11 protein-coding genes are annotated in these 12,661 nt (G+C 62.8%); 6 read left to right on the forward strand and 5 right to left on the reverse strand.

All coding sequences use genetic code 11. The features are described from left to right. Positions 1-72: 72 nt before the first annotated feature. A complete protein-coding gene (locus R3C13_RS05955; protein WP_371309902.1) occupies positions 73-2,595 on the forward strand; it encodes a DNA translocase FtsK 4TM domain-containing protein in 2,523 nt (840 codons plus the stop codon). A gap of 80 nt (positions 2,596-2,675) precedes the next feature. On the opposite strand, the gene R3C13_RS05960 is transcribed toward R3C13_RS05955, so the two are convergent. Then, the gene (locus R3C13_RS05960) at positions 2,676-3,692 is read right to left on the reverse strand and encodes an aldo/keto reductase (RefSeq protein ID WP_371309903.1); all 1,017 of its coding nucleotides are present in this window, start codon (positions 3,690-3,692) and stop codon (positions 2,676-2,678) included. A 73-nt stretch (positions 3,693-3,765) separates the two neighbouring features. Further along, on the reverse strand, positions 3,766-5,376 hold the full coding sequence (locus tag R3C13_RS05965; RefSeq protein WP_371309904.1) for a sulfotransferase: 1,611 nt from the start codon (positions 5,374-5,376) through the stop codon (positions 3,766-3,768). 154 nt (positions 5,377-5,530) lie between these two features. On the opposite strand from R3C13_RS05965, the gene R3C13_RS05970 reads away from it, so the two are divergent. Next, positions 5,531-8,050, forward strand: a complete 2,520-nt coding sequence (locus R3C13_RS05970) for a TonB-dependent receptor (RefSeq protein WP_371309905.1) — start codon at positions 5,531-5,533, stop codon at positions 8,048-8,050. 47 nt (positions 8,051-8,097) lie between these two features. On the opposite strand, the gene R3C13_RS05975 is transcribed toward R3C13_RS05970, so the two are convergent. Further along, positions 8,098-8,610 carry a prolyl-tRNA synthetase associated domain-containing protein gene (locus R3C13_RS05975; RefSeq protein ID WP_371309906.1) on the reverse strand — a complete coding sequence of 171 codons (513 nt, stop codon included), beginning with the start codon at positions 8,608-8,610 and terminating at the stop codon, positions 8,098-8,100. A gap of 53 nt (positions 8,611-8,663) precedes the next feature. On the opposite strand from R3C13_RS05975, the gene R3C13_RS05980 reads away from it, so the two are divergent. Next, positions 8,664-9,401: a DUF6065 family protein gene (locus R3C13_RS05980; RefSeq protein ID WP_371309907.1), complete on the forward strand. Its 738-nt coding sequence runs from the start codon at positions 8,664-8,666 to the stop codon at positions 9,399-9,401. Between the two features lie 7 nt (positions 9,402-9,408). Here the strand turns inward: R3C13_RS05980 and hisE are convergent, their stop codons facing one another. Then, the gene (hisE, locus tag R3C13_RS05985) at positions 9,409-9,762 is read right to left on the reverse strand and encodes a phosphoribosyl-ATP diphosphatase (protein WP_371309908.1); all 354 of its coding nucleotides are present in this window, start codon (positions 9,760-9,762) and stop codon (positions 9,409-9,411) included. Between the two features lie 105 nt (positions 9,763-9,867). Between hisE and R3C13_RS05990 the strand changes: the two genes are divergently transcribed. Continuing rightward, positions 9,868-10,683: a crotonase/enoyl-CoA hydratase family protein gene (locus R3C13_RS05990; protein WP_371309909.1), complete on the forward strand. Its 816-nt coding sequence runs from the start codon at positions 9,868-9,870 to the stop codon at positions 10,681-10,683. A 61-nt stretch (positions 10,684-10,744) separates the two neighbouring features. On the opposite strand, the gene hisF is transcribed toward R3C13_RS05990, so the two are convergent. Continuing rightward, positions 10,745-11,506, reverse strand: coding sequence for an imidazole glycerol phosphate synthase subunit HisF (hisF, locus tag R3C13_RS05995; RefSeq protein ID WP_371309910.1), 762 nt, complete (start codon positions 11,504-11,506; stop codon positions 10,745-10,747). A 364-nt stretch (positions 11,507-11,870) separates the two neighbouring features. Between hisF and R3C13_RS06000 the strand changes: the two genes are divergently transcribed. After that, positions 11,871-12,173: a GIY-YIG nuclease family protein gene (locus R3C13_RS06000; RefSeq protein ID WP_371309911.1), complete on the forward strand. Its 303-nt coding sequence runs from the start codon at positions 11,871-11,873 to the stop codon at positions 12,171-12,173. A gap of 251 nt (positions 12,174-12,424) precedes the next feature. Continuing rightward, positions 12,425-12,646, forward strand: coding sequence for a DUF3892 domain-containing protein (locus R3C13_RS06005; protein ID WP_371310118.1), 222 nt, complete (start codon positions 12,425-12,427; stop codon positions 12,644-12,646). Positions 12,647-12,661 lie beyond the last annotated feature (15 nt).

The raw sequence follows: 12,661 nt of genomic DNA on the forward strand, positions 1-12,661 counted from the left end.
GCATTTTCCCGGTGTTAAGGCTGATAGGGCAGATTGCGGCCTCCACCGACAACGCGGAGGCCTCCCCACCCCATGACCGATTATGCCTATGACGATGATGACGCCCCCAGCCTCAGCGTAAGCGATCCGGTCTGGCGCATCCTGACGGGGGCAGCCGCCTTCGCCATTGGCGTGTTCATCTGCGGCAGTGTGGGGTCTTATGTCGCGACCGATCCGTCCTGGAATGCGGCGACCGATGCAGACGTGCAAAACCTGTTTGGCGGCTCGGGCGCTGTCTTCGCAGACCTTGCGCGCCAGACGCTCGGCTGGTCCGCGTGGACGGCAGGTCTTGCGCTGATGATCGGCGGCGCGATGCGCACGGTGCTGATCGGCGCACCGCGCATCCGCCGGTGGTTCCAGGGTTTCCTGTTCGTGCCCCTGTCGGCGGCATTCTTCGCAGCCTGGCCGGTGCCGCAATCCTGGCCGCTCAGCGCCGGGCTCGGCGGTGTGGTCGGCGACGGCCTTTATCATTTTGCCTCCATGCCGTTCCGCGCGCTGATGCTGCCCTCGCCAGACACCTGGGCCGGTATCGCGCTTGGCATGCTGGCGCTCTGGGCAGGCCTGTCGGCTCTCGGCTTCCGCCGCGGCGATGCGCTCCTCCTCAAGGATGCGGCAGCGAGTTCCAGCATCCGGGCGGCGCGCCAAGCGCATGGCGTGGGCGGCGCCCTGTTTGCGGTGCTCAAATTCCTCGCGCCGAAGAAGAAAGAGCGCGTCGACGAAGTTGAGGTGGAGCGTGAAGAACGTGCCCGCGTCGTACTGACCGACGACGACGCGTCTGCGTCGCGTTTCCTGCGCGGCCGCAAGAAGATCGAGATCGAGGAAGAGGAAGACGACCTCGACTACGAGGATGAGGACTATGTCGACGACGAGGCCGACGACTATGACGACCTCGACGACGAAGACTATGACGACGAAGACCTCGATGATGAAGACGAGGCCGATGAGCCGGTGCGCAAGCCGCTGTTCACCCTGCCCTCCGCCCGTCCCAAGGCGCCGGTTGAGCCGAAAGTGGCCAAGCCTGTCGAGCGCCGCCGCAAGGCCGGCCGCCTGCCCTCCATCGACCTGCTGGAACTGACCGAGGAGCGCGCCGATTCGATCGACGAGGAAGCCCTGCTCGCCAAGGCGGCACGCCTCTCCGAAGTCCTCAAGGAATTCGGCGTGCGCGGCCGCGTGAAGGAAGTGCGTCCGGGTCCGGTCATCACCCTGTTCGAGATGGAGCCGGCGCCGGGCGTGAAGTCTTCCCGCGTCATCTCGCTTGCCGACGATATCGCCCGCTCGATGAGCGCCAAGTCTGCCCGCGTCGCGGTTGTGCCGGGCAAGAACGCCATCGGTATCGAACTGCCGAATGAAGAGCGTGAGACGGTCTACCTCCGCTCGCTGCTGCAGTCGGATGCCTATACCGGCTCGCGCGCCAGCCTGCCGATGGCCCTCGGCGAAGACATTGGCGGCGTGCCGACGGTCGTCGACCTCGCCAAGATGCCTCACCTGCTGATCGCCGGTACGACGGGTTCGGGCAAGTCGGTGGGCGTCAATGCGATGATCCTGTCACTGATCTTCCGTCATACGCCGGAACAGTGCCGCTTCATCATGATCGACCCGAAGATGCTCGAACTCTCGGTCTATGAGGGCATTCCGCACCTGCTCGCCCCGGTCGTGACCGATCCGAAGAAGGCGGTGAACGCGCTACAGTGGACGGTGCGCGAAATGGAAGGCCGCTACGAGCTGATGTCGAAAGCGGGCGTGCGGAACCTGGCCGGCTTCAACGAGAAGGCCGCAAAGTATCGTAACGCCGGCGAGAATCTGGTGCGCAAGGTGCAGACCGGCTTCGACGATCGCGGCAAGCCGATCTACGAGACCGAGATCCTGCCGATCGATCACATTCCGAACATTGTTGTCGTGATCGACGAGATGGCGGACCTGATGCTTGTTGCCGGCAAGGAAGTGGAAGGCTGCGTCCAGCGTCTTGCCCAGATGGCCCGTGCCGCCGGTATTCACCTGATCACGGCCACGCAGCGTCCGTCCGTGGACGTCATCACCGGCACGATCAAGGCGAACTTCCCGACCCGTATTTCCTACATGGTGACGACGAAGATCGACTCCCGCACCATTCTCAACGAGCAGGGCGCCGAACAGCTGCTCGGCATGGGCGACTTGCTGTATCAGGCACCCGGCCAGAAATCGACGCGCCTGCACGGCCCCTTCGTCTCCGACGAAGATGTCGGCGCCGTCACCGACTGGCTGCGAGACCAGGGCGAGCCGGACTATGTGATGGACATTCTGGAGTCGCCGGAAGACGGATCCACGGGATCGGCCGTGATGGATGCCATGCTCGGCACCTCGACGGGCGACGAAGACGAGGATCTCTTCGCGCAGGCCATCGCCATTGTCGTGCGCGACCAGCGGGCATCGACCTCTTATCTGCAGCGCCGCCTGAAGATCGGCTACAACAAGGCCGCGGGCCTGATCGACCGGCTGGAAGAAGACGGCATCATTTCCGCGCCAAACCATGCCGGCAAGCGTGAGGTGCTGGCGACCGGGCGGCCATCCGCGGACTGACGCACAACCAGTTTGGTGGGGCGAATAGGGGCACCCCCGGCCTGCCGCAAGAAGCGGGCCGGGGGTTTCAATTTTAAGGCTCAGCCCATCGGGTACTGAATGTCTTTCGTCACTGCATTGCAGGCCTTCATGACATCGTCGGACAGGGTGAGGTCGGCAGCAGCGAAGATGTCCGCCAGCTGATCGAATTTCGACACGCCGACAATGGTGGACGCGACGAAGTCATGTTGCTTCGACCAGGCCGTTGCGAGCGTCACCGCGCTGATGCCCGCTTCCTTCGCGATCTCCATGAAGCGGGCTGTGGAAGCGAGTGTCTTGTCGTTGACGAAGCGGTGCGCCATCGTCGCCTGCCGTCCGCCGATTTCGAGATAGCGGGAGAAGCGCGCGCCTTCCGGCCGGGCGCCGTCCTGGTATTTGCCGGCCAGCACGCCGCCACCAATCGGGGAATAGGGGATGAGGCTGACACCTTCCTGCTTGCACACTTTGGAAAGCGCATCTTCGAAGCGGCGATTGTTCAGGCTGAAATTGTTTTGAATGGTCTCATAGCGCAGCACGCCGAGCCGGGCTGAGGCTTCGAGACTCTTCATCAGGCCCCACGCATCCTCGTTGGAGCAGCCGGCAATGCGGATCTTGCCTTCCCGTGCGAGGTCATCGAGCGTTTCCATCGTCTCGTCATAGGCAGTGCCATGGTCTGGCCAGTGCGTCTGGTAGAGGTCCACATAATCCGTGCCTAGACGTTGCAGGCTCGCTTCGATCGCCTTGCGGATATTGTGCCGGTCGAGCGCCGTCATGCCAGCGCGCTGGCTGCCCTTGATCCAGCCATGCGATGGCCCGCAGACCTTGGTGGCGAGGATGATGGAATCGCGGTCCTTGGTTTTCAGCCATTTGCCGACGATTTCCTCCGTGCGCCCGGCCCATTTGAAATCCGGGGGCACGGGATAGTTTTCGGCCGTGTCGTAGAAATTGATTCCGGCATCGAAGCTGGCATCGAGGATGCGCAGGGATTCGGCCTCGTCGGCCTGCGAGCCGAAGGTCATGGTGCCCATGCAGATGTCGGATACATAGATGGCGCTGCGGCCCAGGCGGCGGTGTTGCATGGCGTTTCTCCCCTTGTTGCGGACCGGCGGGAGACTAGCGCTCTCAAGCGCGATGGCCAGAGGCGGGCGCCAACTATTTTGGGCTACGCTCGTCAGGGTCGAGACAGCCGGCCGCTTCCAGAATGTCCAGCGCCGGCTTCAGCCCCGCTTCATAGCGCTTCCAGCGGGCGAGCGAGCGCGTGTAGAGCGGCTCGCGAACCTGTGCGGAACTCGCGGTCGCCACGGGCGCGGTATTTTCATGGAAGGAAACGCAGGCGGGCTCGAATTCCAGCCCGCAGAAGTCAAGCAAGGCGCGCGTTTCGGTTTCTATGTCGCCGACAACCTGCTCATACCGGACCTGCCGGAACCTGTCGGGAGGTAAAACTTCGGAATAGTGCGCCACCATCCGGTCGAAGCCGACATAGTAGCGGGCGCACGCTTCGAGATCGTAGGCATAGTCGTAATAGGGAAACCGCGTCGCAAACAGCTGGCGGTAATTGCTGAGCACGGTGTCGGCCGGATGACGCCGCAGGCAGATGACGCGCGCATCTGGCAGGGCCGCAAGAATCGCCGGTGCGTAGAGAATGTTGAGCGGCAGCTTGTCGATGAACCGGCCTTCCAGGCCGAGCGTTGACCGGACGCTTTCGGCATAGGTCCGGCCGAGCGCTGAAAGGTCGACGCGCTCTGCGGCGGCGAGGGTTTCCTGGTCCAGAACCTTGTTCGATTGCGTGCCCGACAGCCGCTTCAGCGCCATGCCGAAATCGGCAAGTTCGCCGCCCGATGTCACCAGGCTGTGGCTCGACAGGATGCGGTCGATGAGGGTTGTGCCGGTGCGGGGCATGCCGACGATAAAGATCGGCGCTGGCCCGGCCTGTCCGGATTTTCCCCTCAGGGCTCCGGCGAGGTGCCGGGCGGTTGCGAACAAGGCCTCGTCCGCTGCCGGATCATAGCGAATCGCCGCCCATTTGGCGGCTTTCGCTTTCTTCAGCCAGTCGAGCGCGTCGTCGGCATTGCCCAGATCCTCATGCGCCTTGGCCAGCGCATGGCCGACACGCAGGGCGTCGTCGGCATCCGCGGACGTTGCCTCAAAGGCGGCTTCCAGCCGGGGCAGTTCATTGTCGTCCGGCGTCTGTTTGCGGATCTGGGTCAGGGCAGACAGCGCCCAGGTATTGTTTGGCGCCAGCGCCACGCAGGCTTCATAGGCTTTGCGGGCCTCGTCCATCCTGCCGATGAATTGCAGGGCGGCGCCGTGATTGTAGTGAAACGCGGGATCGTCCGGCCGCGCTGCCGTTGCGGCGGCATAAAACGGCACGGCACGCTCATGCAGGCCCGCCCGGCTGAACACCACGCCGAGCGTGACCAGCGTGAACGGGTCTTCGGGTTGAAGGGCCGCCGCCCGATTGGCCATGTCCACTGCCTGCGACCGTTCGAGCCGGGCGATTAGGCTTCGGGCTTTCTGGGTGAGCGCCCCGGAATGCTGGCCGTCGATGGCAAGCGCCCTGTCGAATAATTCGATGGCTTTCCGGTGGCCGCCATGATCGGCCGCCATCACGCCCAGCAGGTAGTAGGCCCGCGCCGAGCCGGGGTTTGCATTCAGAACCGCAAGGCAGAGCGCATGCGCCTCCTGGTAGGATTTTGCCTCGAGCAGCCGCCCGGCCTCGTCCAGTTGACGCGCTTCGGTGGCGGAGGTGTGCAAATCTTTCATCGGATCGGGCGCTCCTGCGCAGGAATTGGTCTCAGGTGTGCTCTTTTTGCTTCTCTTTGCCAGAAATGTGACGCGACGGAGTTACGACGCTTGCGCCGCATTTGCCCTTGGCACCTACTTGCAAAATCAGGTGGGAGAAAAGGAGTAACCACAGATGAAAACCTCTCTCATGAAACATGTCAGTCTGGTCGCCCTGGCCGGCGGAGCGGTCTTTGCCGCCGCCGCGCAGGATGCGACCACGACCGAAGATACCGAACTCAGGGCCCAGACGATCACCGTAACGGCAACCCGCCGTGCCGGCGACGTGCAGGACATCCCTCTCAATATTGCCGCTGTCGGCGCCTCGCAGATCGAGGAACAGGGTTTTGACGAATTGTCCGATGTGCTGGCCTTCGTGCCGGGCATCAACGTCGTCGACCGCGGGGGCCGTCAGGGCAACCCGATCATCGTCCGCGGCCTCAATGCCGACCCGATCGGGCCCGGTGATGGCAACAATGATGGTGGCGGCACCGTCGCGACCTACCTTGGTGAAATTCCGGTCTTTGTCGACCTGAAGCTCAACGACCTCGAGCGGGTCGAAGTGCTGCTGGGACCGCAGGGCACGCTCTACGGCGCCGGTACGCTGGGCGGCGCAATCCGCTACATCCCGACCAAGCCGAAATTCGACACCGAGGAATTCCAGTATCGCGCAGAACTGTCGCAATATTCGGAAGCCGACAGCCTCAGCTACGAAACCGGCGTCACCTTCAACATCCCGATTGCCAAGAATTTCGCGATCCGCGGCTCGATCGATTACGAAGACGATTCGGGCTTTATCGACCAGCCCTTCCTGGTGAACCAGATCGGTGTGTCAAAAGCCGATCCGGACTTCACCGATCCGGCCGACGTGGCAGCCAACCTGCACCGGGCCGAAGATGTCGACTGGGAAAAGACGACGTCCGGACGCATCGCGGCGCGGTGGGAGCCGGTCAGCTGGCTTGACGGTACACTGACCTACTATTTCCAGCAGGCCGACATTGGCGGCCGCCGGATTTCCAGCAAGAAGGCGGGCCTCCCGGTTCCGGTGGGCGACTATGAGAATGCCCTGCGCGTTCCGGAGCCGAACAAGATTTCCAACAATCTCCTGGCGCTGGAAGTCGTAGCCGATCTCGGCTTTGCCGAACTGACGTCTGCATCGGGCTGGTCGCATTTCGAAGACGACGGCCAGCGTGACCAGACGGACCTGCTGATCGGTCTGGAATACAGCTACGAAGCCTTCCCGACCTTTACGGCCTTTACGAAGGAAATTGGCGAGGAAGACCGTTTCAACCAGGAAATCCGCCTTGTTTCGACGACGGATGGCCCGTTCAACTGGATCGTCGGCGGTTATTATAACAAGTTGGAATCGGCCAATTCCTCGTCCGAGTTCACGCCTTTCTTCGATGACTTTGCCCAGCAGAACTTCTGTGACACGTCCAGCCCGGCCTTCCCGGATGACTGTTATGTCGTGCTGCGCGGAGATGATCTCGAATATTACTCCGTGTACGCGGGCGATCTGACCGAGAAAGCCATCTTCGGAGAGCTCGGTTATGACCTGACGGACAAGTGGACGGTCACAGTCGGTGCTCGCTACTACGAGTACGAACTGAAAGAGTATTCGGCCACCTGGTTCCCGCTGATCGACCCGGATTTCGGCTCGCCGATGACCCTCAATCAGATTGGCGATCAGGCATTGACGCCAAGCCAGTCGGACAACGGCACGCTGTTCAAGTTCAACACATCCTATGATGTGACGGACGATATTCTCGTCTATGCAACAGTGTCGGAAGGCTACCGGATCGGCAATTCCAACGGCCTCACCGATTGCTTGCCGTATGATCCGAACCTGCAGCAGAACGTCTGTGCCTACGCGCCGGGCGTGCAGTTCGGGCCCAATCCGGGCGATGTGGCCCAGCTCGACGAGCGGGCCTACGGCCCCGACAAGACCACCAATTATGAAATTGGCGGGAAGACGACGCTGCTCAACGGCCGGCTCCTGCTCAATGGTGCCGTCTACTTCGTCGAATGGTCCGATCCGCAGGTTTCGTCTGCCACCATCAATGGCAGCCAGCCGATCACGGTCAACGCAGGCGGCGCGGAATCCAAGGGTGTCGAACTGTCTGCCAACTGGCAGGCGACGGAGGCCTGGAGCCTTCGTGGCAGCTTCAGCCATGTGAAGGCAGAGCTGACCGACGATGTGCCATCGCTGGTGCGCTCGATCTCGCCTCCGGGCTTCGGCACGGTGTTTGAGGATGGCAAAGCCGGTGACCGTCTGCCCGGCTCGCCCGAGACCCAGTTCTCGGTCTTCACGTCTTACGTGATGCCGGTCGCGTCTGGCCGGGATCTGACCTTCAATGCGGGGTATTCCTACCAGAGCGACGTTCTCACCCGCACGGGCAATCGCGGCGGTGCCTATACGGTCGACGGGTTTGGCATGACCAATGCGTCGGTCGTCTACAATGCGGCCAACTGGTCTGCGACCCTGTTCGCGAACAATCTGTTCGATGAATATATCGAGACCGGCGCCCGCAGTACGCAGCTGTCCAACCAGGTCGTGCCGGACTGGAATGGCGATCCGGTCTATGTGCGCAGCTTCTACACCAACGTCGCCGCGCCGCGGACGATCGGTGTGCGGTTCGTCCTGAACGTGGGCTAGGCGCTCATCTTATCTGACAGGAAGGCCGCCCTTCGGGGCGGCCTTTTTTATTCCGGAGCAGAGAGCAGCTGGGTGAAGTCGACGACTTCGAATCCGTGCCCCGTCGCGACGATGAATTTTTCGAAATCGGCGCGGGAGATGGCGGTGGTGCCGGTATTGGTCAGCGGGTGGAAATTCACCGGGTCATGCTCCATCAGGGCCGCATCGACCAGGAAGCGGACGCGGCGGCCCGTGTCGTTCATCAGGGCAAAGGCCGTGACCGAACCGGGCGTGACGCCCAGCACCTCTTGCATCAGGTCCGGCGTGCCGAAGGACATGCGCTTCGTGCCGATCAGCTTGTGGAGATGGTTCAGCTTCAGCTCGGAGTGCGCCTCCGCCGCGATCAGCACGATTGCGCCGTCCTTGTCTTTCAGAAACAGGTTCTTGGTGTGCCCACCGGGCAGGGAGGCTTTGAGCTCCGTGCTTTCGCCCACGGTGAACACGGCGTCATGCCAGTGTGTCGTGTGGGCAATGCCGAGCTGGTCAAGATAAGCGAAGAGGTCGTCGGGGCTTGCAGTCATGACGCCCTTTGGGCCAAGACTTGGGGCCACCGTCAAGCATTTCAGGCCCGTTCATGCACCTCGATTGCTACAAGATCTACGATGTCGCGCCCGAACTGGTGCCGGCCCGCTCCAATCGGGACTGGATGGATGCCTTCGTCGACCGGCATCCCTACCGCTGCCTGCCGCTGACCATGGCGAACGCCACGGGCTGGGAACTGCTCTGCCCGATGGACATCAAGATCGAGTGGAATGGCGGGCCGCGCAATGAGGATATCCGCCTTCTGACCCGCGGCGACCCGCGGGCAATCGCGAGCTTTGCCGATGCGCATTTCATGCGGGGCATCGTGACCTTCCATACCGGCCATCTGTTTCGCACGCCGCCTGGCTGGGGCGTCTGGGTGACCGGGCCGCCCAACTGGCCGAAGGATGGCATCTATCCGTTGACGGGCCTCGTCGAGACGGACTGGCTGCCCTTTCCCTTCACCATGAACTGGCAGATGACCCGGCCCGGCAGCGTCGTCTTCGAGAAGGGCGAGCCGTTTGCTTTCATCACTTTGATGGAGCACCGCAAGCTGGAAGAGATCGTGCCCGAGCGGAAGCCCATGCGCTCCAATGCCGAGTTGGTGAAGGAATATGAGGCCTGGCGCGACAGCCGGGCGGATTTCAACGAGCGCCTGAAAGGCGGCGAGGAAAATGCCATGCGCGAGCGCTGGCAGCGCCACTACATGAAGGGCCAGAAGCCGACCGGCGACAAGGCCGATGCCCACCAGACCAAGCGCCGCCTGCAGGCACCGAAGGATGTGAAATAGGGCCGGATCAGTCCGGAACGTTGCGGCTTGCCTTTTCGACAATGCCGCTGGTGCCCTGCCGCTTCTCAAGCGCTGCCGCCACATCGTCGAGGCTGACGCCTCGCACGCGCAGTGCCACCAGGGCATGGTAAAGCATATCCGCAGCTTCGCTGGCGACGCGGTCGTCCGTCTCGCTTCGGAGGGCTGCGATGAACTCGCCGGCTTCCTCTTCAGCCTTGTCGGCGCAGGCGCCGACGCCCTTGGCCAGCAGCTTTGCCGTCCACGAGGAAGACGCATCCCCGATTTCGGCGCGGGCATCAATGGTCTGCCCCAGATAGGCAAGGGCGGCGGCAAGACGGTCAGCAGGGCCAAGGATCGACATGCCCTTCCTTAGCGCCGTGACGCGGGGGGAGGAAGCCCGCCCGCTTGACGCACCCCCGCGCCCGGCACACTTTTCCGGCAAGAGACCAGACAAAAGGGCAGGGCCATGAACGACCGCGTCAGCATCACCTATCTCGAAGACGGCATCGCAGACGTGCGCATGACACGCGCCGACAAGATGAACGCCCTCGATACGGCGCAGTTCAAGGCCATCGCCGACACAATCGAGGAATTGCACGGCAAAGCGGGCCTGCGCTGTGTGGTTTTGTCGGGCGAGGGCCGGGCCTTCTGTGCGGGGCTGGACCTGACGGCCATGGCAGCCAATGCGGCGAAGGAAGAGGGGGGAAAAAAGGGCGGCGTGACCGGGGATCTGGGCACGCGTACTCACGGGGAGGCGAACCTCGCGCAATACGTCGCCTGGGGCTGGCGCCGGCTGGAAGTGCCAGTGATTGCTGCGGTTCATGGGGTGGCGTTTGGCGGCGGGTTCCAGATCATGTCGGGGGCGGATGTGCGGTTTATCCATCCCGATACGCGCTGTGCGATCATGGAGATGAAATGGGGTCTTGTGCCCGACATGGCGGGTTTCCCGCTGTGGCGGGGCAATGTGCGGGAGGACGTGATCCGGGAGCTGACCTATACCAACCGGGAGTTCAGCGGCCACGAGGCCCAGCGCCTCGGCTTTGCGACGCATATTTCCGACACGCCGCATGAGGACGCGCTGAAACTCGCCGCCGTGATCGCCAACAAGCACCCGCAGGCGATGCGCGGGTCCAAGCGCCTGTGCAATGCGATGCACGACGTGCCCGATGCGGCCCTGTTGCAGATGGAAAGCGACGAGCAGTTGAAGGTGATCCGCACGCCGAACCAGATGGAAGCGGTGATGGCCGAGATGCAGAAGCGCAAGCCGGTGTTTGCGGATTAGACCCTCACCTCCCACGCCCTTTGGGCGCGGGCCCCTCCTCTCCCGCAGGCGGGAGAGGGGTTCAGAGCGGCCGCACCGGCGCGCCGGCTTCGGCCAGCGCCTTGCGGGCGTCGGCCACGGTCGCCTCGCCGAAATGGAAGATCGAGGCGGCGAGCACGGCGGTGGCCCCGCCTTCGATCACAGCGGCCGGCATGTCGGCCACGCTGCCGGCCCCGCCGCTGGCCACAACCGGAATGTTCACTACAGAAGTCACGGCTTTGAGGAGGGGGATGTCATAGCCGGATTTGGTGCCGTCCTTGTCCATCGAGGTGAGCAATATCTCGCCCGCGCCGCGCTTTTCGGCCTCTTTCGCGAAGGCGACGGCATCGATGCCGGTGGCCTTGCGGCCGCCATGGGTGAAGATCTCCCAATGGTCGTCCACGCGCCTCGCATCGATGGCGACGACGACGGCCTGGCGGCCTGCCTTGGCGGCGCAGCGGGAGATGACGGACGGGTCTGCCACGGCGGCGGAATTGATCGCCACCTTGTCGGCCCCGGCGCGCAGCAGGGCCACAAGGTCTTCCGCGCTGCGCACGCCCCCGCCCACGGTGAGCGGCATGAAGCACTGCTCGGCCGTGGCCGAGACGATGTCCAGCAGGGTGCCGCGGCCCTCATGGCTGGCGGTGATGTCGAGGAAGCACAGCTCGTCCGCGCCCTGGGCGTCATAGGCCCTGGCCAGCGCGACGGGATCGCCCGCGTCTTTCAGGCCGACGAAATTGACGCCCTTCACGGTGCGCCCGTCTTTCACGTCGAGGCAGGGAATGATGCGGGTCTTGAGGCTCATGCCGCACGGGTTTAACGGCCCCGCCACGCAAAGCAATGCCACACCTTATCCAACACCAGGTGTGGGAGAGACGCGGCCCCCGGCACTCCGGAGAATCCTACGCAGAGGCTCCGGGAAGGCTCCGGTGAGCGGGAATGTAGGAGAGGAGGGGGACTTTGCGCTCGCTATCCCCGTTACCTTGGCCGCCCCGCCACACACACCGCCGTCATGCGCGACGGCCGCAGGCCACCTGGGCACCCATCTCCGAAAGAATCCATGCGCACGCGCTTTGCTTCGAGGCGTACTCCGTGCAACCTCGACGATGACGCGTGGGAGAACGCCGGGCGCACACGCATATGTTGACCGGGTGGAGGGGCATCGGGGCATGGCAAACGAAGACCGGATCATTGCCGTCTATTTCATGGCGAACCGGAAGAATGGCGCGATCTATACCGGGGTGACGTCACATCTCGTGCAGCGTGTGTGGCAGCACAAAGAGGAAGTGTTCGGCGGTTTCACGAAGAAATATGGCTGCAAGACACTCGTCTGGTATGAGGTGCACGACTGGATCGAGGCGGCGATTGCGCGCGAGAAGTCATTGAAGTCTTACCGGCGGCAAAACAAGATCAACCTGATCGAAGCGAAAAACCCGCACTGGAAAGACCTCTGGTTCGAGATTACCGGCTAGCGACACATTCTCAGCGATGCGTCATGCCCGATGGCCACAGGCCATCTGGGCACCCATCGCTGAAAGACTCCGCAAGTTGCGTCACGTCCCGCCGCGAACCCGGTTCGCGCCAGTAGATGACGCACCCGGCCGTTCCGTCCAGAGATGGATCCCCAGACGGCTTCGCCGTCGGGGATGACGCGAGGGACGTGGCTGGTCACAAGAACAAATCGGGAAAAGATTGCAGGGGCGGCTGGACTCGATTATGGGAAATGCAGTATTTGGGGAATCGATACCAAATACGGTGGCTGCTACTCATCGATGACGCAATCCAGTGGATCGAGACTGGCAAAGGGCGATTTTACACCTCGGTAAATGGTCGCTCTGTGTGGATTGTGGTGAAAGTGCATCCCACATCGGGTCGCAAATATCTTACAACTGAGGGCGACGGATTCCCACCGAATAATCTTCTCAGTTTGCCCGATTGTCCGTGATGAGACGAGGGCGGG

This window comes from Hyphomonas sp. (assembly GCF_041398385.1).
Taxonomy (GTDB): Bacteria; Pseudomonadota; Alphaproteobacteria; order Caulobacterales; family Hyphomonadaceae; genus Hyphomonas.

Bases quoted from the DNA above. Each gene is read 5' to 3' on its own strand.
- R3C13_RS05960 (WP_371309903.1), bottom strand. From the start codon at position 3,692: ATGCAACACCGCCGCCTGGGCCGCAGCGCCATCTATGTATCCGACATC.
- R3C13_RS05955 (WP_371309902.1), top strand. From the start codon at position 73: ATGACCGATTATGCCTATGACGATGATGACGCCCCCAGCCTCAGCGTA.
- R3C13_RS06000 (WP_371309911.1), top strand. From the start codon at position 11,871: ATGGCAAACGAAGACCGGATCATTGCCGTCTATTTCATGGCGAACCGG.
- R3C13_RS05970 (WP_371309905.1), top strand. From the start codon at position 5,531: ATGAAAACCTCTCTCATGAAACATGTCAGTCTGGTCGCCCTGGCCGGC.
- R3C13_RS05965 (WP_371309904.1), bottom strand. From the start codon at position 5,376: ATGAAAGATTTGCACACCTCCGCCACCGAAGCGCGTCAACTGGACGAG.
- R3C13_RS05980 (WP_371309907.1), top strand. From the start codon at position 8,664: ATGCACCTCGATTGCTACAAGATCTACGATGTCGCGCCCGAACTGGTG.
- R3C13_RS06005 (WP_371310118.1), top strand. From the start codon at position 12,425: ATGCAGTATTTGGGGAATCGATACCAAATACGGTGGCTGCTACTCATC.
- R3C13_RS05990 (WP_371309909.1), top strand. From the start codon at position 9,868: ATGAACGACCGCGTCAGCATCACCTATCTCGAAGACGGCATCGCAGAC.
- hisF (WP_371309910.1), bottom strand. From the start codon at position 11,506: ATGAGCCTCAAGACCCGCATCATTCCCTGCCTCGACGTGAAAGACGGG.
- R3C13_RS05975 (WP_371309906.1), bottom strand. From the start codon at position 8,610: ATGACTGCAAGCCCCGACGACCTCTTCGCTTATCTTGACCAGCTCGGC.
- hisE (WP_371309908.1), bottom strand. From the start codon at position 9,762: ATGTCGATCCTTGGCCCTGCTGACCGTCTTGCCGCCGCCCTTGCCTAT.